The following is a 22,281-nucleotide window of genomic DNA, read 5'->3' on the forward strand; positions in this document are numbered from 1 at the left end:
GAATCGTTTATACCGCAGAGAGCAAAAAGGCGCCTTTAGGGCGCCTTTTTACATTGGTGGGTCGTGCAGGATTCGAACCTGCGACCAATTGATTAAAAGTCAACTGCTCTACCAACTGAGCTAACGACCCCTTTCGGGATGAACTTCTTTTTTCAGGCTGGTGGGTCGTGCAGGATTCGAACCTGCGACCAATTGATTAAAAGTCAACTGCTCTACCAACTGAGCTAACGACCCTCTCGGGTACGCCTGAAAATTTACTCTGTACCAATATAACTGGTGGGTCGTGCAGGATGACTCGGCTTCGCCTCGCCCTACGGGCCGTTGCTGATGCAACGTTATCCTTCACGTTTAATATCTGAGTAAGACATTAAAATTGGTGGGTCGTGCAGGATTCGAACCTGCGACCAATTGATTAAAAGTCAACTGCTCTACCAACTGAGCTAACGACCCGAGTGGTGGGTGATGACGGGCTCGAACCGCCGACCCCCTCCGTGTAAAGGAGATGCTCTACCAACTGAGCTAATCACCCACTCTGAACTACCGGAACTGCTTTTAGTGGTGGGTCGTGCAGGATTCGAACCTGCGACCAATTGATTAAAAGTCAACTGCTCTACCAACTGAGCTAACGACCCACTATTTTTGCTGCTTTTGGGGTGTTTGATATCCCTTGGCAACGGCGGCATATATTACTGATTTAAGAATTCAGCGCAACAAAAATTTCGATACAGATCACTTAACTGCTTAGGAATCACGCAGCACGACCAGAAATAACGCGATTTCTGGTCATGCGATCGTCATCCCATCGTGCTGAGACGTTTTTGCGCCTGTTTTGCACCTTCGGTGCCAGGATACTTCGCTACAACCTGCTGATAAACGGCCTTCGCTTTTGCGCTGTCGCCTTTATCCTGCATGATCACGCCGACTTTAAACATCGCGTCGGGTGCCTTCGGTGATTTGGGGTAATTTTTTACCACAGAGGCAAAATAGAACGCCGCATCATCCTTTTTACCTTTGTTGTAGTTCAACTGACCAAGCCAGTAATTTGCATTTGGCTGGTAAGTAGAATCAGGATACTTCTTCACGAAGTTCTGGAACGCCGCAATAGCGTCTTCCTGACGTGATTGGTCCTGCACAAGGGCAAAGGCGGTATTGTAGTCCGTATTCGCGTCACCGCTCTGTACAGGCGCACCTGTTGCAGCGCCCGCATCTGAGCCAGGAGCCGGAGTCGCGGTCGCGGCACCCGTTTGATCGCCTGCCGCAGGTTGTGCTGCACCACTACCACCACCGCTGCTCAGGCTATCCATCTGCAATAAGATCTGCTTCTGGCGTTCTACAACCTGATTGAGCTGATACTGATTTTCCTGGATTTGACCACGGAGAGAATCAATATCATTTTGGTTATCAGAAAGTTGCTGCTGGAGTTGAGTTAAAAGCTGACTGTGAGCGTTGGAAATACGCTCGAGTTGGGTGACGCGGTCTTCGACCGAGCCTGAGCCGACACTACTGATTGGTGCCTGAGCAAAAGCGGCCCAGGGGGCCGCTATACCAACCAGTAACGACAGACTCAACAGATGATGTCTGAAGTTACTGCTCATGCAATTCTCTTAGTAAACCAGTACGGCACGACGGTTTTTGGAGTAAGCCGCTTCGTCATGACCCAGTACTGCAGGTTTTTCTTTACCGTAAGAAACGATGGAGATCTGGTCTGCAGAAACGCCTTTACCTTGCAGGTACATTTTAACAGCGTTAGCACGACGTTCGCCCAGGGAGATGTTGTACTCTGGAGTACCACGTTCGTCCGCATGACCTTCTACGGTGACTTTGTAAGACGGGTTGCTACGCAGGAAGTTAGCGTGCGCATCCAGCATCGCAGCGAAGTCAGAACGAATGTCGTACTTGTCGAGATCGAAGTAAACGATGTTGTTCTGCTGCAGCTGCTGCATCTGCAGACGCGCTTGCTCTTCAGAAGACATGTTGCCGTTGCCGTTAGCGTCCATACCAGTGCCGGCACCCATCATGCCTTCGCCGCTCTGGTCGTTGCTTGCGTTCTTGTTGGAAGAACACGCTGCGATTGCCATAACAGGCAGAGCGATCATCAGCCCCTTCAGCACTTTGTTCAGTTGCATTTCTAAGATTCCTTTAGTAATCAATTAATTATTATTTACAGATACGGCGACCAGGCAGGGGATTTGACCTGTCCATCAGTTGCCGGAATACGCGCTTTGAAACGCCCATCTGTAGAAACCAGATTCAGCACAGATCCCATCCCCTGAGAAGAGCTGTAGATTACCATCGTGCCGTTAGGTGCCAGACTCGGCGTTTCATCCAGGAACGTTGACGACAGAACTTGCACGCCACCCGTTACCAGATCTTGTTTGGCAATGTGTTGCTGACCACCAGCCGTACTTACCATTACCATCGTTTTACCGTCGCTGCTTACATCAGCATCCTGGTTCTGTGAACCTTCCCAGGTAATACGCTGCGGGGCACCGCCGTTAACATTAACTTTATACACTTGCGGACGACCGGCCTGGTCAGAGGTAAAGGCCAGGTTCTGGCTGTCCGGGAACCAGGTAGGTTCCGTGTTGTTGCTGCGACCATCAGTGACCTGGCGGATCTGACCAGAACCAATGTCCATAACGTACAGATTCAGGCTACCGGTTTTAGACAACGCAAAGGCCAGTTTAGAACCATCCGGGGAGAAAGCTGGCGCACCGTTGTGACGCGGGAATGACGCAACCTGACGAACCGCACCGTTAGACAGCGTCTGGATAACCAGCGCAGAACGGCCGCTTTCGAAGGTCACATAGGCCAGCTTAGAGCCGTCCGGAGACCATGCCGGAGACATCAGCGGCTGCGGTGAACGGTGAACGGTGAACTGGTTATAACCATCATAGTCGGAAACGCGCAGCTCATACGGGAACTGACCGCCATTGGTCTGCACCACATAGGCGATACGGGTACGGAACGCCCCTTTAATACCGGTCAGCTTCTCAAACACTTCGTCACTGGCAGTGTGGCCCGCATAACGCAGCCACTGCTTGTTTACTTTATACGTGTTTTGAGCCAGTACGGTACCCGGCGCACCGCCGGTATCCACCAGCTGATAAGCGACGTTATAGCCACCGTCAGGGGCAGGCGTAACCTGGCCGACAACGACAGCATCGATACCCAGCGCAGACCATGCAGCAGGTTGAACTTCCTGCGCAGTGCCCGGCTGCTGAGGCAGACGAGAACGATCTAATGGGTTGAATTTACCGCTGTTGCGCAGGTCGGCCGCCACGATGCCGCCAATGTCCTCAGGTGCAGCACCCGGGCCTGCCCACTGGAACGGAACAACGCCGATTGGACGCGCTGAGTCCACCCCCTGGGTGATCTCAATGCGTACTTCTGCATGCAGCACAGCTGCCCACAGCATAAAGAAACTTACCGCTACACGTAATGCCTGCTTCATCATATCTCCCTTATCTGGATAATCTTACCCACGATAATTTAGCAGAATGTTAACAAACTCAAATAGACAAAACTACCAGACCCCTGACACTAAACCTGGTCTATTTTTCCCCGATTGCACGGGGAAAATGTCATTTAAGGTTTAAAGTCCAGTGGTGCATTTTTAAAGACTTCATAAACGGCCTGCGAAGGCGGTTTTGGCATTTTAGCCTGACGAGCCGCAGCCAGCGCAGCCGTACAGAGAGCCGGATCCCCGCCTTCAGACTGAATATCAAGGAGCATACCGTCTGGTGCCAGTTTTATACGCAACGTACACGTTTTACCGGCATAAGAGGAAGCATCATAAAATCGGCTTTCAATCGCGGATTTAATCTGCCCGGCATAGCTATTGATCTCAGCGCCTGAAGCACCGTTGTTCTTAGTGTTACCACTTCCGGCAGGTGCTGCGTTACTTCCTTTCGCCCCACCCCCGGTTTTCGGTGCATTCTTACCTGAACTCAGGTCACCGAACAGGTCGTCTACATCAGATGCAGAGGCAGCCTTTTTGGCAGCGGCGGCTTTAGCCGCTGCTGCTTTATCGGCAGCCGCTTTTTTATCTGCAGCGGCTTTTTCTGCCGCGGCCGCTTTTTTATCCGCCGCAGCCTTTTCAGCCGCAGCCGCTTTAGCTGCCGCAGCCTTCTCAGCGGCGGCGGCTTTCTTCGCAGCCTCGGCAGCGGCTTTCTTCTCCGCGTCCTGCGCTGCTTTTTTCTCTGCTTCCTGAGCCGCTTTCTTCGCGGCCTCGGCCTCAGCTTTCTTCTGTGCATCAGCAGCCGCTTTCTTCGCCGCTTCTGCTTCCGCTTTCTTCTGTGCGTCTGCAGCAGCTTTCTTAGCCGCTTCTGCTTCCGCTTTTTTCTGTGCATCGGCAGCGGCTTTCTTCGCGGCTTCAGCCGCTAATTTTGCCTGAGCATCCGCCTGCGCCTTCGCATCTGCCGCGGCTTTGGCTGCTGCCTCTTCCGCTTGCTTTTGCTGTTCCTGCGCTTTCTTCGCGGCGTCTTCTGCCTGTTTTTGCTGCTCTGCCTGCTCTTTCGCCGCTTCCTGCGCCTGCAAACGTTCTTTTTCAAGCTGCTTCAGTCGCTCCTGCTCCGCGGCCTGCTTTTCACGCAGCTCCTCGGCTTGCTGTTGCGCCTGTTTGTCACGCTGCTCTTCAGCACGTTTTGCACTCGCCTGCTGCTGTTGCTGACGGTTATAGTTTTGCACTACCGCGCCGGGATCCACCATCACGGCGTCAATGGAGGAGCCTCCACCGCCGCCCGCTGATGCATCGATATGCTCATCGAACGAACTCCAGATCAGCCCTGCAAAAAGAATCACATGCAGCACTGCGGAGATAATGATCGCTCGCTTAAGCTTGTCGTTCTGTTCGGTTGCCTTTGACACTATCGGTTCCCAAAAACTACGCAGATGATCAAATAGGCTGAGTCATTAAGCCAACTGACTTAACGCCCGCACTATGTAGCAAGTTCAGCGCTTTAATGATTTCATCGTAAGGCACGTCTTTCGCACCGCCGATCAAGAAGACCGTTTTAGGATTGGCTCCCAGACGTCGCTGTGCTTCGGCGATAACCTGCTCTGGCGGAAGCTGATCCATACGATCTTTTTCGACCACCACGCTATATTGCCCCACCCCGGAGACTTCAATAATGACCGGGGGTTCATCATTAGAGCTTACCGCCTGTGATTCTGTCGCATCCGGCAGATCAACTTCCACGCTTTGCGTAATGATGGGCGCCGTTGCCATAAAGATCAGCAATAACACCAGCAAGACGTCAAGCAACGGAACGATATTGATTTCGGACTTGAGTTCGCGACGACCTCGTCCACGCGATCTGGCCATGGTTTACCCCTTGTTGCTCTCGGTGCTGGTAAACGCCTGGCGGTGCAGAATCGCGGTGAACTCTTCCATGAAGTTGTCGTAGTTCAGTTCCAGTTTGTTCACGCGCTGATTCAGGCGGTTATAAGCCATAACGGCAGGGATTGCGGCAAACAGACCAATAGCGGTCGCGATCAATGCTTCTGCAATACCTGGCGCAACCATTTGTAACGTTGCCTGTTTAACCGCACCCAGGGCGATAAAGGCATGCATGATCCCCCACACCGTACCGAACAGACCGATATACGGACTGATGGAACCCACGGTGCCGAGGAAAGGAATATGGTTTTCAAGCGTTTCCAGTTCACGATTCATTGAAATACGCATCGCACGTGATGCCCCTTCAACGACCGCTTCCGGTGCATGGTTATTAGCACGATGCAAACGGGCAAACTCTTTGAAACCGCTGTAGAAAATTTGTTCGGAGCCTGAAAGGTTTTCACGGCGACCCTGGCTTTCCTGATACAGACGAGAAAGCTCAATACCAGACCAGAACTTATCTTCAAAGGCTTCCGCTTCACGCGTTGCCGCATTGAGGATACGCGTTCTCTGGATAATGATGGCCCAGGAGGCGATTGAAAAACCAATCAAAATCAACATGATAAGTTTAACCAGAAGGCTTGCCTTCAGGAACAAATCAAGGATATTCATGTCAGTCACTGCTTAAACTCCGCGACAATGGACTTAGGAAGCGCACGAGGCTTCATTATGGTTGGATCAACACAAACAATCAGGACTTCTGCTGAGTTCAGCACCGCGTTGTCTGCATTGACGATCCGCTGTGTGAAAACCAGCGAGGTTCCGCGCATTGCTGTGATTTCCGTTTGGACTTCGAGCATATCGTCGAGTCTGGCGGGTGCAAAATACTCCAGCGTCATCTTGCGCACCACAAAGGCGACACGCTCAGCCAGCAAAACCTGCTGACTAAAATGATGATGGCGCAGCATCTCTGTACGTGCCCGTTCATAAAAAGCAACGTAGCTGGCGTGGTAGACCACACCCCCGGCATCAGTGTCTTCGTAGTAGACCCGAACCGGCCATCGAAACAGCGTTGTATTCACTTTACATCCTGGTAATGCAACAAAAGTTAGCGCTTTTAAACTTCGCTACTATACGCGCGGGAATGATGGTTTGGAATGGGGAGAAGTAAACGGAGAGTAAATTTTTATGGGCTTGGGTAAGCCCATATCATTAACGGACATTTCTTATTCAGAAGAAAAAGAACATGAGCCCGGCAAGAAGCACAAGATCGGCAATCAGCGGGCAGAAAATGCCCTGCCAGTGAACGGCCTTCGGGCGAAAGCCCACGCCGTGAATCACCCCGGCACAGACCGCCCACATGACGAGAAAACCGTGCCAAATCTCAAGCTCGCTGGTCTTTGCCGCGAAGCGCGACGGGTCCCAGAAAATACAGCCTGCCAGCAGTAATGCCATCACTAAAGAAAGCGCCCGTAACGGGCGCTTATCCATTACCGCGTAAAGCGTCGCGATAATGTTCATTAGTGTTTTTCTTCACCCGCTTTAGACGCTTCGATGTGCTCAAGCGCCAGGGCGGTGATGACACCAAATGCACAAGCAAGAAGCGTCCCTAAAATCCATGCGAAATACCACATATTCAGCTCCTGACTTAATACATAGAGTGGGTGTTGCTTTCAATATGCTCTTTGGTGATACGACCGAACATTTTCCAGTAACACCAGGCGGTGTACAGGAGGATAATCGGTACGAACACACAGGCCACATACGTCATCAGATTCAGCGTCAGCTGGCTGGAGGTCGCATCCCACATGGTCAGGCTTGCGTTCAGCATGGTGCTGGATGGCATGACGAATGGGAACATAGCGATACCTGCCGTGAGAATAATGCACGCCAGCGTCAGTGAAGAGAAGACGAAGGCCCAGGCCCCTTTTTCCAGGCGCGAGGCCAGTACAGTCAGGAGCGGCAGCAACACACCCAGCGCCGGGATAGCCCACAGCACAGGATTATTGTTGAAGTTCACCATCCAGGCTCCCGCCTGACGCACTACCTCTTTGGTCAGTGGGTTAGACGGCGCCGCGTGGTTAATGGCAGACGTCACTACATAGCCATCGATACCGTACACCACCCACACACCGGCCAGCGCGAAGCAGACCAGCGTGACCAGCGCGGCAACCTGAGCCGTCGCACGGGAACGCAGATGCAGTTCACCCACGGTACGCATCTGCAGGTAGGTCGCGCCCTGCGTCAGGATCATCCCGACGCTGACAATACCCGCCAGCAGGCCAAACGGATTCAGCAGCTGGAAGAAGTTGCCGGTATAGAAGAGGCGCATGTACTCATCCAGATGGAACGGTACGCCCTGCAACAGGTTACCGAACGCCACACCGATCACCAGCGGTGGCACGAAGCTACCAATGAAGATGCCCCAGTCCCACATGTTGCGCCAGCGGTTGTCTTCAATCTTGGAACGGTAGTCAAAGCCTACCGGACGGAAGAATAACGACGCCAGCACCAGAATCATCGCCACGTAGAAACCGGAGAACGCAGCCGCGTAGACCATCGGCCAGGCCGCGAACAGCGCGCCGCCTGCAGTGATCAGCCACACCTGGTTACCGTCCCAGTGCGGGGCGATGGAGTTGATCATGATTCGACGCTCGGTGTCATTACGACCGAGGAAACGGGTGAGCATGCCCACCCCCATGTCGAACCCGTCGGTGACCGCAAAACCAATCAGTAAGATACCGACCAGCAGCCACCAGATAAAACGCAATACTTCATAATCGATCATTTGACGACTCCTGTCTTAGCGTGCCGGCTGAGTAGCCACGTTGGACTGCTCGTAGTGATAGCGACCGGTTTTCAGGCTGCTTGGGCCAAGGCGTGCGAACTTGAACATCAGGAACAGTTCGGCCACCAGGAACAGGGTGTACAGACCACAAATCAGCAGCATAGAGAAGATTAAGTCTCCTGCTGTGAGCGAGGAGTTGGCGACTGCCGTTGGCAGCACCTCACCAATCGCCCATGGCTGACGACCATACTCCGCCACAAACCAGCCGGATTCGATGGCGATCCACGGCAGCGGCATGCCATACAGCGCAGCGCGCAACAGCCATTTACGCTGACCGATACGGTTACGAATCACCGACCAGAAGGAGGCGCCAATAATCAGCAGCATAATAATGCCCGCACCCACCATGATACGGAAGGCAAAGTACAGCGGCGCAACGCGTGGAATCGAGTCTTTGGTTGCCAGTTGAATCTGTGCTTCCGTCGCGTCCGCCACGTTCGGGGTATAGCGTTTCAGCAGCAGGCCGTAACCCAGGTCTTTCTTCACGTCGTTGAACTGATCGCGAACGGCCTGATCGGTTGAACCTGCACGCAGCTGTTCTAACAGCGAGTAAGCCTTCATCCCGTTACGGATACGCTCTTCATGCTGTACCAACAGGTCTTTCAGGCCAGTGACCTGTTTATCGACGGAGCGGGTTGCGATGATCCCGAGCGCATAAGGAATCTGAATAGCAAAGCGGTTTTCTTGCGCATCCTGGTCAGGAATACCAAACAGGGTGAATGCCGCCGGCGCAGGCTGGGTTTCCCACTCTGCTTCAATGGCTGCCAGTTTGGTTTTCTGCACATCCCCCATTTCGTAACCGGATTCATCACCCAGAACGATAACGGAGAGGATTGCCGCCATACCAAAACTTGCCGCGATGGCAAAGGAGCGCTTAGCGAAGGCGAAGTCACGTCCACGCAGCATATAGTACGCACTGATGCCCAGCACGAACATGGCGCCACAGACATAGCCCGATGCCACGGTGTGGACGAATTTCACCTGTGCGACCGGGTTCAGGACCAGCTCAGAGAAGCTGACCATCTCCATACGCATAGTTTCGAAGTTGAAATCAGACGCGATAGGGTTTTGCATCCAGCCGTTCGCCACCAGAATCCATAGTGCGGACAGGTTGGAGCCTAATGCCACCAGCCAGGTCACGGCCATGTGCTGGACTTTACCCAGACGATCCCAACCGAAGAAGAACAGACCTACAAAGGTGGATTCGAGGAAGAAGGCCATCAGACCTTCAATGGCCAGCGGCGCACCGAAAATATCCCCGACATAGTGGGAATAGTAAGACCAGTTTGTCCCGAACTGGAACTCCATGGTCAGACCGGTTGCCACGCCCAGTGCGAAGTTGATACCAAACAACTTGCCCCAGAACTTGGTCATATCTTTATAAATCTGTTTGCCGGAAAGGACGTAGACCGTCTCCATGATGGCCAGCAGGAACGCCATACCGAGCGTCAGTGGCACAAAAAGGAAGTGGTACATCGCGGTCAAGGCAAACTGTAAGCGCGACAGTTCGACTATATCTAACATCATGACTCCTTGCTCATCGCATGAAGACTCCGAGAGTGAACCCCGTTAGAAAGGATCCACACGCATGCCCCAATACAAAGTTATCTGCTTCCCTTCTTCGTGACTGATTTCTCTTAAGAGGAAAAAGCGGTGAGGAAAGGTTACAAATACGTTAAGAAAAAACTCTAATTGATCCCGCAAATATAATACGCTGCAAAACCCTTACAATAAACAGGTTTTTATTGAATCAGTTTTACGTTTTACGACGGTGATCAATTTATAGCTAATCTAGCAGTTTTCGACCAATTTGATCGCGAACAATTTAACGCCTTTTACCGTCTTTTTCCAAGGATTAAACATTGATTTAAATCAAAAACGGCCGTTATTGTTAACCATGTTTAATTGCGGTGAGAATGGTAAATACCATGTTAATGGTATGTGCTTTATCAGATATTGGGGGTTATCAAATACAAGGAAAAATATAAAAGCAGGGTTTTTAATTAACGTTATCCTGGTGCCAATCTTTACAAACGTTCGAACAATTAATGGTAGTTGACGCACAGTTTTTTTTACGGTGCTGTGACAGGTTTTGATAATTACATTAATTTCACTTTTATAGCCCCTAAAATTAACACTTCTTGATGACGCTTTCATGAAAAAAGGCTGCGATATACGCAGCCCACATTCATAACGTCGATTGTCATGCCAGCTTCAGGCTAAACGTCCGCGACTGTCCTGGCCGAAACGGACCCGTAATGCCCTTTTGATCGTCCCCGGCATTTTTACACTGTTCATTCATGTCAGTCTCGTCACATGCGGTAATGACGCGATGCATACACAAAGAGACATCGCAGGAGGCAGACTCAGAGGGGTTAAAGAGGCGAATGATGAGCGCGTCCCGGTCTTCAGCCTTTTTCAGCGCGCTGAGCTGGCAGCCCGTCGGCGACAGGCTGAGCAGACTGTAACGCTCAGGTGTGGTAAACGCAGCGCGATTAAGCTTCATCGCATCCCAGGGGATTTTGTTGTAGCAGTGCACCGGCGTCAGCCACGCTTTCGCCTGCTGAGCAACGCCTGCGTTTTCCGGCGTTCCGCTAAAGGTAAAGAGGCTGAAACGGCAGTCGAGCGCGCCTCTGACCTGAGAATCGGGTACGGGTATTTTGATACCGGACGGTCTTCCTGGACGCAGCAACAGATCCTCTTTCCCGAGCACCCCAACACCGCGCAGGAGGGTCAACGCAAAGCTCTTTGTGCCATCCCCGACCACTTCAAATTCGCGCAGCCCCTCGGTAAAGAGCGCCATGCCCTGGCGCCTCTCCTGCAGAACGGCATAATTCAGTAAATTCCAGACAGGGATCGGCGCCTCTTTCCACCCCTCTTCCCGCCAGCATTCCATCGCTGGATCGCTGACCGGGCGGGTCAGCGAACCAAATTGCGTATCGGCGAGCACCGTTTCCGTGGCGAACGGCGTGGGGATCAGCACGCGAACCCGATGGTCATCGGCCTGATTATCCAGCCGCACCGCGACATCAATACGTCGGCTGGTATGGCTCAGCGTGACCTCGATCTCCGCCACCAGCTTGCCGCTTTGCTGGCGTGCCGACCGTTCGGCCAGGTTTGCCGGAACCGCCATGTGATGCCGTATGACCGCCCTGCTCTGCCAGGCTTCGTGAATAACCTCAACGTCATGGGTTCCCTGAGAAGAAGTGAGCCGCCACTCTTCTCGTGAAGGCGAGTAGTCGTACTCGTCCCCGTCATCGGAACTCTCTTCAATTTCCAGCACGCGGTCATACACCAGACCTGATGCTTTATCATGCAGGCGCAGCGTGCCGTCGCTGTTGATATGAATGTGCCAGAAGGCATTTTCCAGCCCGTCCGTAGAGGGGGCTGCCGCAGAGATCTGCCGCCCGGCCTTATGGGGTTCGATATAGAGGGTTCGGTAGCCCATAGAGGGCAGGATTTGACTCAGCTAAATATCGAACTCCCTGAAGGGTTCGTAATTGCCGTAATGGACAATTTGTCTGTCAATCAGCCCGGGGTCAATTTCACGCACCGCGCGAATGAAATACGGCACCACCTGCCCCTTGTCGTCCCGCAGCTGAAACTGACTGGCGCGCAAACGAAGGGTTGTGTTAATGACCTCTTCCCGCGGCCAGGGCATCAGGTTGAACATCACCAGCTTGTCTTCCTCGCTTTGCGGCATATTGTCGACAATCTTACGCATATAAAAGACCGTCAGGTTGTCGGCCATGTCCTCTGCCAGTTCGAAACGGGACGTGATTTCACGGTGAACCTTATCGCTACAGCAGCAGCCAATGCTGTCGTGGGCGTGATTTTTGAGGATCTCCTTCCACATTTTTTCCAGCAGGCCATGGTGATACTCAAAGCCCAGCGTCCAGGCGAGGCTCGCCAGCGGTTCCAGACTGTTAACGATTTTGTTTTCGATGCGGGCATGCGCGATTTTAATGTCCATGCGCGTCGAGCCAATGGTCCGGTGCACACGCATATACTTCCCGTCGATAAACTCCCCTTTCAGGGTCGCCAGCCGATCGCGGTGCGCGTCAATATGGTCGAAGACCTCTTCAAACCGGCTCATCACAAAGTGACGCTGGGGATAGATGTCACGCAGTTTTTCCATCACCGCAAAAATGTTCTGCTGCAGCGGCATCTGATCATGCCCATTTGGCAGTAAAATCTCTTTTGTGACAGAGGCTTTTTCCAGGACCTCAAAGTAATCGTCGAGTCGTTTGCGCAGACCTGCTTCATCCTCCGGTAAGTACTTACCAATCGCGTAGCCCAGCGGCAGCACCTGTGCTGTAACCTCGCTGCCGTCGCTGCTCTGCCAGATGAACTCGGTTTTGTCGGTTCCGTGGCGCTCCGAACATCCCCGCCAGAAGAGCGTCCGGGTGATGCCAAAGCCGTTATAGATATGCGGAAGCTGTGCGGACATGCCAAATGAATCCGGCAGATAACCGATTTTCATCGGCTCGCCGAAGGGCTGACAGTCGCGGATGCCGTACATCAGATTGCGTAAAATCGACTCGCCGGAGACAAGCGTCGTGTCCGTCTGGGTATACCACGGGCCGATAATTAACTTACCCGCCGCCACCAGCGCCTTCACCCGTGGCCGGTTTTCAGGCACAACCGCAAAGTAATCCTCCAGCACCGCCGTTTGACCGTCGAGAACGTAATATTTGTACGCTTCATCCGCTTCCAGACGCGTGAGGATCTCCTCCATATTATTGACAAGGAGAATGCGTGAGGCTTCGGTGGTGAAATACCATTCACGGTCCCAGTGCATATGCGGCGTAATATGAACGCGAGAGTCTGCTTTCATCGTCATTTCCTGTTAGTGCGTGTTATGGCAGGACGTCTTCGGTGACGTATTTGCCGCTTTTGACCGCCTGACGTCGCCAGAGAAGTAAAATAAACGTAGAGATGGCGGTACCCACCAGCGCCGCCCCCAACCAGCCCGCCGCGGCAACAAGACCGCCTAACCCGTCAGAGTGCAGTAAAAAGAGCGAGAAAATGCCTGCCCCCGGAGTAGAAAGCCCCACGCCCAGCGATCCGATCATGGCGCCTGTCACCATCGATCCCAGCACAAAGGAGCCGATCACCCGCAGCGGATCCTCTATCGCCATCGGAATGGCGCCTTCGGTTATTCCCGCCAACCCTAACAGCCAGGTTGACTTGCCGGTTTCAATTTCAAAGGGTTTAAAGAGTTGAGGTGCCAGCAGGGTTGAGGCGGTCACGGTAAACGCCGACACCATTTTGACAGAGGCGAAAATGGCATACGGCCCGTAGACGCCATTGGCCATCGCCCCCAGACAAAAGGCATAAGCCGCTTTATTCACCGGGCCGCCCAGATCGAACGAACACATAAAGCCGAGTATGGCCCCCAGCATGAGCGCATTGGCGCCTGAGAGTCCGTTAAGCCACGCGGTCAGAGAATTGTTCAGCCAGGCCACCGGTTCACCGATCACAAACAGCATCAGGCTACCCGCACCCAGTACCCCGATCACCGGATAGAGGTAATAGGTTAAGAATCCGTTGTAGCGGTTATTTAAACGAATATGGTTTTTTACCCAACGCATCAGATAACCGGCAATCAGCCCACCTGCGATGGCACCGAGAAAACCCGAGCCAATCATGTTGGCTGCAAGCCCTGCCGCAAAGCCGGGGGCCAGCGCGGGTTTATCCGCCAGCGAATACGCGGTATACGCGGCAAGCACCGGCACCATCAGAATCCCCAGCATGCCGCCGCCCAGTTTGCGGTACATCCACAGCCACGAATTTTCCTGATCGAACAGATGCTGTAGCCCCAGCAACTGAGCCAGTAATACTGCGACGGCAAGCACGGTGCCGCCCGCCACAATCAGCGGCACGGCAAAGGAAATACCGCTCAGCAGCGCTTGTTTGAGTTCGGTTTTAACGCTATTAGCGGTTGTGCCGTCGGCGGGTTCAGCGCGCGTGACCGAAGAGGGCTCAAGCGCGAGCGCACGCTGAATTAAGGCTTCTGCATGACGCAGCGGCTCCGCAACCGGAACGGAAAGCGAGGGAATCCCCTGAAAACGTTCACGCTCTTTAATGGCCACGTCTGCCGCAAAAATACACGCCTGCGCGCTCCGCAGCTGCTGTGAAGTCAGGCGGCCTTCGATACCGTTGGCCCCCTGCTTTTCCACCGCCACGTGAACGCCAAGCTTACGCCCCGCCTTCTCAAGATATTCAGCAGCCATATACGTATGCGCAATGCCTGCCGGACAGGCGGTCACGCAGACCAGCGCGGGCGCATTCTCCGGCGGCGCGGTTATCAGCGTCTGGGGTTCATCCTCCAGGGCTGTCAGCAATGCCTGCGCCGTGGTAGCCGCCATGACGCGAGCCCGCAGATCATCATCTGCCAGGCGGCTGGTCAATTCCGTCAGCAGTTGAATATGCGTTGAGCCCGCTTGCGCCGGCGGAATGGCGAGCAGAAAAATCAGCTCGACGTTTTCAGGCCCGTCCACGCCATCCCACTGCAGCGGGTCACAGAGTGTTGCCACGGCAAAAGCCGCCTCTTTCACCGCATCTGTTTTGCCATGCGGCACCGCCAGCCCTTCGCCCAGTGCGGTGGGCCCCAAAGATTCACGAAGGAAGACTTCCGTCAGAAAGGCGTCGCAGTCGGTTACAGAACCCAGCTCCGTAAGACGCATCGCCAGCTGGCGTATAGCGTCCTCCCGGCTGGAAAAATGCGCCTGCACGCAGACCGCGCGGGGGTGGGTCAGAGTCGTCAGGTTCATCACGATCCTCACAGTAAAAGCGTTAGTGTCTGCGGGGATTCTGTCAGAGTAATTAATACCTTTATGTGATCATTTTCACTAATCACGATAATTTGTATCTAAGTTGTATTATTTACAAATTAACCGGTAAGGGCATAATTCGTTGAAAAGGTATTAAACAGGCTGTGGAAAATGGGTAATAAACCGATGTACCGGCAGATAGCCGATGCGCTACGCGAGAAAATCAGCGCCGGGGAGTTAAAACCGGGCGATGCCCTGCCTACGGAATCGATCCTCCAGGAGACCTACGGCGTCAGCCGCGTAACGGTACGCCAGGCCTTAAAACGCCTGACCGACGAGCAGATCGTTGAGAGTATTCAGGGCAGCGGCTCCTACGTAAAAGAAGCGCGTGTCAATTACGATATTTATCAGCTCACGGGTTTTTACGAGAAACTGGCCGACAGAAATGTCGACACCCACAGCGACGTGAAAATCTTCGAAGCGATCAAGGCCGACGCGCGGCTGGCGGAAAAACTTCAGCTTAAGGTCGGTGACAACGTCTGGCACGTTAAACGCGTGCGCTTCATCAAGCAAAAGCCGGTGAACCTGGAAGAGACCTGGATGCCGCTGGCGATGTTTGTCGATCTCACCTGGGAAGTGATGGAAAAGTCGAAATACCACTACATTGAGCAGACCAAAAAGATGGTTATCGATCGCAGCGAGCAGGAGCTGGTGCCGGTGATGCCGTCAGCCGAAGCCATTGACGCCCTCGCGCTCGAACCCGCAAAACCTGTCCTCGAAAAGGTGTCCCGCGGATTTCTGAAAGACGGTCGTGTTTTTGAATACAGCCGCAACGTTTTTAACAGCGACGATTACAAATTCACGCTGGTGGCGCGACGCAGACAATAAAAAAAGGCCGCGTTTAAGCGGCCAACCATGTCGAAACGGACAATTATTATGTCAAAGCTCCCCTTTCAGAGAGCAGAGAGGATTTACTTAATGATAGATTTAAGCGCCTCGCCGATATCGGCCAGGCTGCGCACGGTTTTCACGCCTGCGGCTTCCAGCGCGGCAAACTTCTCATCTGCCGTCCCTTTACCACCCGCGATGATGGCGCCCGCGTGGCCCATACGCTTGCCTTTCGGCGCGGTCACACCAGCGATGTAACCCACAACCGGTTTGGTCACGTGATCTTTGATGTAGGCCGCCGCTTCTTCTTCAGCGCTGCCGCCGATCTCACCGATCATCACGATCGCTTCGGTCTGCGGATCTTCCTGGAACAGCTTCAGGATATCGATGAAGTTAGAGCCCGGGATAGGGTCACCGCCGATGCCCACACAGGTGGACTGGCCGAAACCGTAATCGGTGGTCTGCTTAACCGCTTCATAGGTCAGGGTGCCGGAACGGGAAACGATGCCGACTTTACCTGGCTTGTGAATGTGGCCTGGCATGATGCCGATTTTGCACTCGCCTGGGGTGATCACACCCGGACAGTTCGGGCCAATCATGCGCACGCCTGCTTCATCCAGTTTCACCTTCACGGTCAGCATATCCAGCGTCGGGATACCTTCGGTGATGGTGATAATCAGTTTGATGCCCGCGTCGATCGCTTCCAGGATGGAATCTTTACAGAACGGTGCCGGAACGTAGATCACGGTCGCGGTTGCGCCAGTGGCTTCTACCGCTTCGCGCACGGTGTTAAAGACCGGCAGGCCCAAATGCGTGGTGCCGCCTTTACCTGGCGTTACGCCGCCAACCATCTGCGTACCGTAGGCAATCGCCTGTTCGGAGTGGAAAGTCCCCTGGCTACCGGTGAAGCCCTGGCAGATAACCTTGGTATCTTTATTAATTAAAACTGACATTATTTCCCCTCCACTGCGGCAACAACCTGCTGAGCTGCATCCGTCAGACTTTTCGCTGCAATAATATTCAGGCCACTGTCAGCCAGTTTTTTCGCGCCGAGTTCAGCGTTGTTCCCTTCCAGACGAACCACAACCGGGACGTTAACACCCACTTCTTCTACGGCACCGATGATACCGTCGGCAATCAGGTCGCAACGCACGATACCGCCGAAGATGTTAACCAGTACGGCTTTCACCTTGTCGTCAGAGAGGATGATTTTAAACGCTTCGGTCACACGCTCTTTCGTCGCGCCGCCGCCCACGTCCAGGAAGTTCGCTGGCTCACCGCCGTGCAGCTTAACGATGTCCATGGTGCCCATTGCCAGGCCCGCACCGTTAACCATGCAACCGATGTTGCCGTCGAGTGCGACGTAGTTCAGTTCCCACTGTGCAGCCTGCGCTTCACGTGGATCTTCCTGCGACTGGTCGCGCATTTCGCGCAGGTCGGCCTGACGGAACAGTGCGTTGCCGTCAGCGCCCAGTTTACCGTCCAGGCAGATCAGATCGCCCTGAGTGGTGATAACCAGCGGGTTAATTTCAATCAGCGCCAGATCGCGATCCAGGAAGATATTCGCCAGACCCATAAAGATCTTGGTGAACTGCTGTACCAGCTTGCCTTCCAGACCCAGTTTGAACGCCAGCTCACGACCCTGGTAAGGCATAGGGCCTGCCAGCGGATCGATAGCCACTTTGTGGATCAGGTGCGGGGTCTCTTCCGCCACTTTTTCGATTTCCACGCCGCCTTCGGTAGACGCCATGAACACCACGCGACGTGAGCTACGGTCTACCACTGCGCCGAGGTACAATTCTTTGGCGATATCTGTCGCCGCTTCGACCAGGATCTGGTTTACAGGCTGACCGTTCGCATCTGTTTGATACGTTACCAGGCGTTTGCCCAGCCAATGTTCAGCAAAGGCACGGATCTCTTCTTTGCTCTTAACAACCTTCACACCGCCCGCTTTACCACGGCCACCAGCGTGAACCTGACATTTAACTACCCACGGGCCGGAACCGATTTTAGATGCGGCTTCTTCTGCTTCGCGTGGGGTAGTACAGGCATAACCCACCGGAGCCGGCAAGCCTGACCTGGCAAACAGTTGTTTGGCCTGATATTCATGTAAGTTCATGTGTTCTATCCATCCTTCAGGGTAATCGTTATCTTTAAACCTGCAGGCCAGGAGCGCGACGCTTTTCCGGCCTGCAGGGCAGGTGACGCTAAAGCTTTACTACACGTCCAGCAGCAGACGCGTTGGATCTTCCAGCAGCTCTTTAATCGCCACCAGGTAACCCACCGACTCGCGGCCGTCGATCAGACGGTGATCGTAAGAAAGTGCCAGATACATCATTGGCAGGATCTCGACTTTGCCGTCTACCGCCATCGGACGATCTTTAATTGCGTGCATGCCAAGGATCGCGCTCTGCGGCGGGTTGATAATTGGCGTGGACATCAGGGAACCGAATACACCACCGTTGGTAATGGTGAAGTTACCGCCGGTCAGATCGTCAACGGTCAGCTTACCGTCACGGCCTTTCAGCGCCAGTTCTTTGATTTTCTTCTCGATATCAGCCATACCCAGGGTGTCTACGTCGCGCAGAACCGGGGTCACCAGGCCGCGTGGCGTTGATACCGCCATGCTGACGTCGAAGTAGTTGTGGTACACCACATCTTCGCCATCGATTGAGGCGTTCACTTCCGGATAACGTTTCAGCGCTTCAACAACCGCTTTCACGTAGAACGACATAAAGCCCAGACGGATACCGTGACGTTTTTCAAACGCGTCGCCGTACTGCTTGCGCAGATCCATGATTGGTTTCATGTTGACTTCGTTGAAGGTGGTCAGCATAGCGGTGGAGTTTTTCGCTTCCAGCAGACGCTCAGCAACACGTTTGCGCAGACGCGTCATTGGCACGCGTTTTTCGCTACGTGCGCCCAGCGCTGGCTGTGGTGCTGGCGCCGCTTCAGGGGCTTTCGCCTCTTCTTTAGCAGGGGCCTTCGCCAGGTGTTTTTCCACGTCTTCACGGGTCAAACGACCACCCACACCAGTGCCTTTGATAGCGCTGGCTTCAAGATTATGCTCACCCAGCAGGCGACGGATCGCCGGGCTGAGCGCATCGTTGTTCTGCTCTTCAAGAGAAGCCTGCTGACGCTGAGCCGGTGTAGACTCTTTGCTGTCAGACTTGGCGCTGGACTCTTTGCCACCGCTGTTGCCTTCGCGCAGGCGACCCAGGATCTGGCGGGAAGTGACGGTAGTCCCTTCATCTTCCAGCACTGCATCCAGAATGCCATCCGCCGATGCCGGTACTTCCAGTACCACTTTGTCAGTTTCGATTTCTACCAGCACTTCATCGCGCTTGACGCTGTCGCCTGGTTTTTTATGCCAGGTCGCTACGGTGGCGTCAGCGACGGATTCAGGCAGGTCGGGAACAAGAATATCTACGCTACTCATTATGTATCCTTTAATTAATCGACGTTCAGCGCGTCATTGACCAGATCTTGTTGCTGCTTCTGGTGAACGGACATATACCCTACTGCCGGAGAGGCAGAGGCCGGGCGACCTGCGTAACGCAGACCAGACCCAAATGGAATCACATCACGGAAATGATGCTGGCTGCAGTACCATGCGCCCTGGTTAAGCGGCTCTTCCTGGCACCAGACAAAATCATGTACGTGTGCATATGGCTTCAGCGCTTCCTGCACTGCCTGGTGCGGGAAGGGGTAAAGCTGTTCGATACGCACAATGGCGACATCTTTCTGATCGTTTTTGCGGCGCTGTTCCAGCAGGTCAAAATAAACCTTACCAGAACACATCACGACACGCTTCACCGCCTGTGGATCGAGTTCGTCGATCTCACCAATCGCCGGCAGGAACGTACCGTTAGCCAGTTCGTCCAGCGAGGAGACCGCCAGCGGGTGACGCAGCAGAGACTTCGGTGACATAACAATCAGCGGACGGCGCATACCGCGCAGCGCCTGACGACGCAGCATGTGGTAAACCTGTGCCGGGGTCGACGGTACGCAGACCTGCATGTTCTGCTCAGCGCAAAGCTGCAGATAACGTTCCAGACGCGCGGAGGAGTGCTCCGGACCCTGCCCTTCGTAACCGTGCGGCAACAGCATGACCAGGCCACACATACGGCCCCACTTCTGTTCGCCGGAGGAGATGAACTGGTCGATAACGACCTGCGCACCGTTGGCGAAGTCACCGAACTGCGCTTCCCAGATGGTCAGGGTACGAGGTTCTGCCGTGGCGTAACCGTATTCGAAGGCCAGCACCGCTTCTTCAGACAGCACGGAGTCCCAGACCTTGAACTGGCCCTGACCGTTATGCACGTGCTGCAGTGGGGTGTAGGTTGAACCGTTCGTCTGGTTGTGAATGACCGCGTGACGGTGGAAGAAGGTTCCGCGTCCCGCATCTTCACCGGACAGACGTACCGGAATACCTTCATCCACAAGCGTGGCGTAGGCCAGGTTTTCCGCGCCGCCCCAGTCGAACAGTTTCTCACCGGTCGCCATTGACTGACGGTCGGTGTAGATTTTCTGTACGCGGGACTGCATTTCAATGGCTTCCGGCACCGTACTGATGCGTTTCGCCAGCTCCTGCAGACGCTTCATCTCGACCTTGTTCGGGTAGCTCTCATCCCACTCGTGGTTGAGGTACGGCGACCAGGTAAAGGAGTGCATGTTCATTGGGCGCAGCTCTTTCACCACGCATTCGCCGGCATCCAGCGCATCGCGGTACAGATTAACCAGCTCAGTGGCATCTTCCAGCGTCGCGACTTTTTCTGCTTCCAGTTTGTCAGCATAAATTTTGCGCGGGGTCGGATGCTTTTTGATCTTCTGGTACATCAGCGGCTGGGTTGCGCTTGGCTCATCCGCTTCGTTATGACCGTGACGGCGATAGCAGAAGAGATCGATGAACACATCGCGTTTAAAGGTATTACGGAAATCCAGCGCCAGACGGGTAACGAAAGCAACCGCTTCAGGGTCATCCGCGTTAACGTGGAAAATAGGCGCCTGAACCATTTTGCCGATATCGGTGCAATACGGTGTGGAGCGCGCATCCAGCGGGTTGGAAGTGGTGAAGCCCACCTGGTTGTTGATAACGATGCGAACGGTACCGCCCACTTCGTAACCACGCGCCTTGGACATGTTCAGGGTTTCCTGCACCACGCCCTGACCGGTAACCGCCGCATCACCATGGATGGTGATAGGCAGCACTTTATTGCTGCTCGGTTCGTCCAGACGGTCCAGACGCGCACGTACGGAGCCGATAACCACCGGGCTGACGATTTCAAGGTGCGACGGGTTAAACGCCAGCGCCATGTGAACCAGACCGCCTTCGGTTTCGATATCTGACGAGAAGCCCATGTGGTACTTCACATCGCCCGTACCGAGATGTTCTTTATGTTTCCCCGCGAACTCATCGAAGAGATCCTGCGGTTTTTTACCGAGCACGTTAACCAGCACGTTCAGGCGACCACGGTGGGCCATGCCCAGCACCACTTCACGTGTTCCGCTTTTACCCGCGTGGCGGATAAGCTCTTTTAACATGGGGACTAATGCGTCGCCGCCTTCCAGCGAGAAGCGTTTTGCTCCCGGGAATTTTGCACCGAGATAGCGCTCAAGGCCTTCCGCCGCGGTCAGCTCATTGAGAAAACGTTTTTTCTCATCAGTGCTGAAGCTGGCGTGACCGGTCACCGATTCGATACGCTGCTGGATCCAGCGTTTTTCGTCGGTCGACGTGATGTGCATATATTCTGCACCGATGGAGCCGCAGTAGGTTTGCTTCAGCGCCTCCAGTAATTCTCCCAACTTCATCGTGTCTTTGCCGCTGGCAAACGAACCCACGTTAAAGGTTTCCTGGAAATCGGCCTCAGTCAGATCGTGGTACGCTGGATCGAGATCCGCAACGCGGTCCTGTTTCCATAATCCCAGTGGATCAAGATTGGCATGCTGATGACCACGGAAGCGATAAGCATTGATGAGCTGCAGGACTTTAACCTGCTTCACATTGGTGTCGGGGTCAGAGATCGAGGAAGAGTAACGTGAGGCATCCTTCGCCAGACGACGGAAATAATCACGTGTTTTGGAATGGAATTGATCCGGTTTGACCCCAGTTCCAGGTAACTGCTGGAACATGGAACGCCAGTTAGCGTCCACTGAGTCAGGATCGGTTAAGAAGTCTTCATAGAGCTGTTCTATCCAGCTCTGGTTCGCACCAGAGAGGTAAGAAGAGTCCAGCCAGGCTTTCATTGCGCCGTTCTGCATCGTGATCCCTTAAGCATGTGTATGCTTATTTCGCCGTAGAAACTACCACGTACAACACGTACGTGCCGGGGTTCACCTGCGAGCTCTTATGTTGTCTTGGGCTCGCGAAGGAACCTTTAAAAACTGTCTGCACCTCGGGGCAGTTTTTAGAGGTTTCCTACATTTTA

Annotated in this window: 17 protein-coding genes, 5 tRNA genes and 1 pseudogene; 1 reads left to right on the top strand and 22 read right to left on the bottom strand. The window is 53.9% G+C overall.

Translation table 11 applies throughout. The annotated features are described in order from the left end of the window. Positions 1 to 54: 54 nt before the first annotated feature. The 18 genes and pseudogenes from LZP96_RS03410 to mngA form a co-directional block, all read right to left on the bottom strand. Positions 55 to 130: transfer RNA gene (locus LZP96_RS03410), tRNA-Lys, on the bottom strand. A gap of 28 nt (positions 131 to 158) precedes the next feature. Further along, positions 159 to 234: transfer RNA gene (locus LZP96_RS03415), tRNA-Lys, on the bottom strand. Positions 235 to 374: 140 nt separating this feature from the next. Next, a tRNA-Lys gene (locus LZP96_RS03420) sits at positions 375 to 450 on the bottom strand. A 3-nt stretch (positions 451 to 453) separates the two neighbouring features. Then, positions 454 to 529, bottom strand: a tRNA-Val gene (locus LZP96_RS03425). Between the two features lie 27 nt (positions 530 to 556). After that, positions 557 to 632: transfer RNA gene (locus LZP96_RS03430), tRNA-Lys, on the bottom strand. Between the two features lie 162 nt (positions 633 to 794). Further along, positions 795 to 1,595 (bottom strand): cell division protein CpoB, encoded by an 801-nt coding sequence (gene cpoB / locus LZP96_RS03435; RefSeq protein WP_064325365.1) that lies wholly within the window; start codon positions 1,593 to 1,595, stop codon positions 795 to 797. 9 nt (positions 1,596 to 1,604) lie between these two features. Further along, positions 1,605 to 2,126: a peptidoglycan-associated lipoprotein Pal gene (gene pal, locus LZP96_RS03440; RefSeq protein WP_003858578.1), complete on the bottom strand. Its 522-nt coding sequence runs from the start codon at positions 2,124 to 2,126 to the stop codon at positions 1,605 to 1,607. Between the two features lie 35 nt (positions 2,127 to 2,161). Beyond that, positions 2,162 to 3,454, bottom strand: coding sequence for a Tol-Pal system beta propeller repeat protein TolB (gene tolB / locus LZP96_RS03445; RefSeq protein WP_064325364.1), 1,293 nt, complete (start codon positions 3,452 to 3,454; stop codon positions 2,162 to 2,164). A gap of 134 nt (positions 3,455 to 3,588) precedes the next feature. After that, positions 3,589 to 4,869: a cell envelope integrity protein TolA gene (tolA, locus tag LZP96_RS03450; RefSeq protein ID WP_064325363.1), complete on the bottom strand. Its 1,281-nt coding sequence runs from the start codon at positions 4,867 to 4,869 to the stop codon at positions 3,589 to 3,591. A gap of 28 nt (positions 4,870 to 4,897) precedes the next feature. After that, positions 4,898 to 5,326 carry a colicin uptake protein TolR gene (gene tolR, locus LZP96_RS03455; RefSeq protein WP_064325362.1) on the bottom strand — a complete coding sequence of 143 codons (429 nt, stop codon included), beginning with the start codon at positions 5,324 to 5,326 and terminating at the stop codon, positions 4,898 to 4,900. Between the two features lie 3 nt (positions 5,327 to 5,329). After that, the gene (gene tolQ / locus LZP96_RS03460; protein WP_064325361.1) at positions 5,330 to 6,022 is read right to left on the bottom strand and encodes a Tol-Pal system protein TolQ; all 693 of its coding nucleotides are present in this window, start codon (positions 6,020 to 6,022) and stop codon (positions 5,330 to 5,332) included. Next, complete coding sequence (ybgC, locus tag LZP96_RS03465; RefSeq protein WP_064325360.1) at positions 6,019 to 6,423, bottom strand: tol-pal system-associated acyl-CoA thioesterase; 405 nt, start codon at positions 6,421 to 6,423, stop codon at positions 6,019 to 6,021. The genes tolQ and ybgC overlap by 4 nt, the downstream gene beginning before the upstream one ends. Positions 6,424 to 6,571: 148 nt before the next feature. Further along, a complete protein-coding gene (ybgE, locus tag LZP96_RS03470; RefSeq protein ID WP_064325359.1) occupies positions 6,572 to 6,862 on the bottom strand; it encodes a cyd operon protein YbgE in 291 nt (96 codons plus the stop codon). Next, positions 6,862 to 6,975, bottom strand: coding sequence for a cytochrome bd-I oxidase subunit CydX (cydX, locus tag LZP96_RS03475; protein ID WP_064325358.1), 114 nt, complete (start codon positions 6,973 to 6,975; stop codon positions 6,862 to 6,864). The genes ybgE and cydX overlap by 1 nt, the downstream gene beginning before the upstream one ends. A gap of 14 nt (positions 6,976 to 6,989) precedes the next feature. Further along, positions 6,990 to 8,129, bottom strand: a complete 1,140-nt coding sequence (cydB, locus tag LZP96_RS03480) for a cytochrome d ubiquinol oxidase subunit II (RefSeq protein ID WP_064325357.1) — start codon at positions 8,127 to 8,129, stop codon at positions 6,990 to 6,992. A gap of 15 nt (positions 8,130 to 8,144) precedes the next feature. Continuing rightward, a complete protein-coding gene (cydA, locus tag LZP96_RS03485; RefSeq protein ID WP_064325356.1) occupies positions 8,145 to 9,713 on the bottom strand; it encodes a cytochrome ubiquinol oxidase subunit I in 1,569 nt (522 codons plus the stop codon). 679 nt (positions 9,714 to 10,392) lie between these two features. Further along, positions 10,393 to 13,026 (bottom strand): annotated as a pseudogene (gene mngB, locus LZP96_RS03490) (mannosylglycerate hydrolase). Between the two features lie 22 nt (positions 13,027 to 13,048). Next, the gene (gene mngA, locus LZP96_RS03495) at positions 13,049 to 14,965 is read right to left on the bottom strand and encodes a PTS 2-O-a-mannosyl-D-glycerate transporter subunit IIABC (RefSeq protein WP_064325354.1); all 1,917 of its coding nucleotides are present in this window, start codon (positions 14,963 to 14,965) and stop codon (positions 13,049 to 13,051) included. A gap of 171 nt (positions 14,966 to 15,136) precedes the next feature. Here mngA and LZP96_RS03500 point away from each other — a divergent pair, with 171 nt between their 5' ends. Beyond that, complete coding sequence (locus tag LZP96_RS03500) at positions 15,137 to 15,853, top strand: GntR family transcriptional regulator (protein WP_258925695.1); 717 nt, start codon at positions 15,137 to 15,139, stop codon at positions 15,851 to 15,853. Between the two features lie 83 nt (positions 15,854 to 15,936). Here the strand turns inward: LZP96_RS03500 and sucD are convergent, their stop codons facing one another. The 4 genes from sucD to sucA all read right to left on the bottom strand — a co-directional run bounded on the left by sucD (position 15,937) and on the right by sucA (position 22,114). Next, positions 15,937 to 16,806: a succinate--CoA ligase subunit alpha gene (gene sucD / locus LZP96_RS03505; protein WP_006809578.1), complete on the bottom strand. Its 870-nt coding sequence runs from the start codon at positions 16,804 to 16,806 to the stop codon at positions 15,937 to 15,939. Next, complete coding sequence (sucC, locus tag LZP96_RS03510) at positions 16,806 to 17,972, bottom strand: ADP-forming succinate--CoA ligase subunit beta (protein WP_064325352.1); 1,167 nt, start codon at positions 17,970 to 17,972, stop codon at positions 16,806 to 16,808. The genes sucD and sucC overlap by 1 nt, the downstream gene beginning before the upstream one ends. A 99-nt stretch (positions 17,973 to 18,071) precedes the next feature. After that, positions 18,072 to 19,292, bottom strand: coding sequence for a 2-oxoglutarate dehydrogenase complex dihydrolipoyllysine-residue succinyltransferase (gene odhB, locus LZP96_RS03515; protein WP_064325351.1), 1,221 nt, complete (start codon positions 19,290 to 19,292; stop codon positions 18,072 to 18,074). A gap of 14 nt (positions 19,293 to 19,306) precedes the next feature. Beyond that, on the bottom strand, positions 19,307 to 22,114 hold the full coding sequence (gene sucA, locus LZP96_RS03520) for a 2-oxoglutarate dehydrogenase E1 component (RefSeq protein WP_064325350.1): 2,808 nt from the start codon (positions 22,112 to 22,114) through the stop codon (positions 19,307 to 19,309). Positions 22,115 to 22,281 lie beyond the last annotated feature (167 nt).

The organism is Huaxiibacter chinensis, from assembly GCF_022171985.1.
GTDB classification, from domain to species: domain Bacteria; phylum Pseudomonadota; class Gammaproteobacteria; order Enterobacterales; family Enterobacteriaceae; genus Enterobacter; species Enterobacter chinensis_A.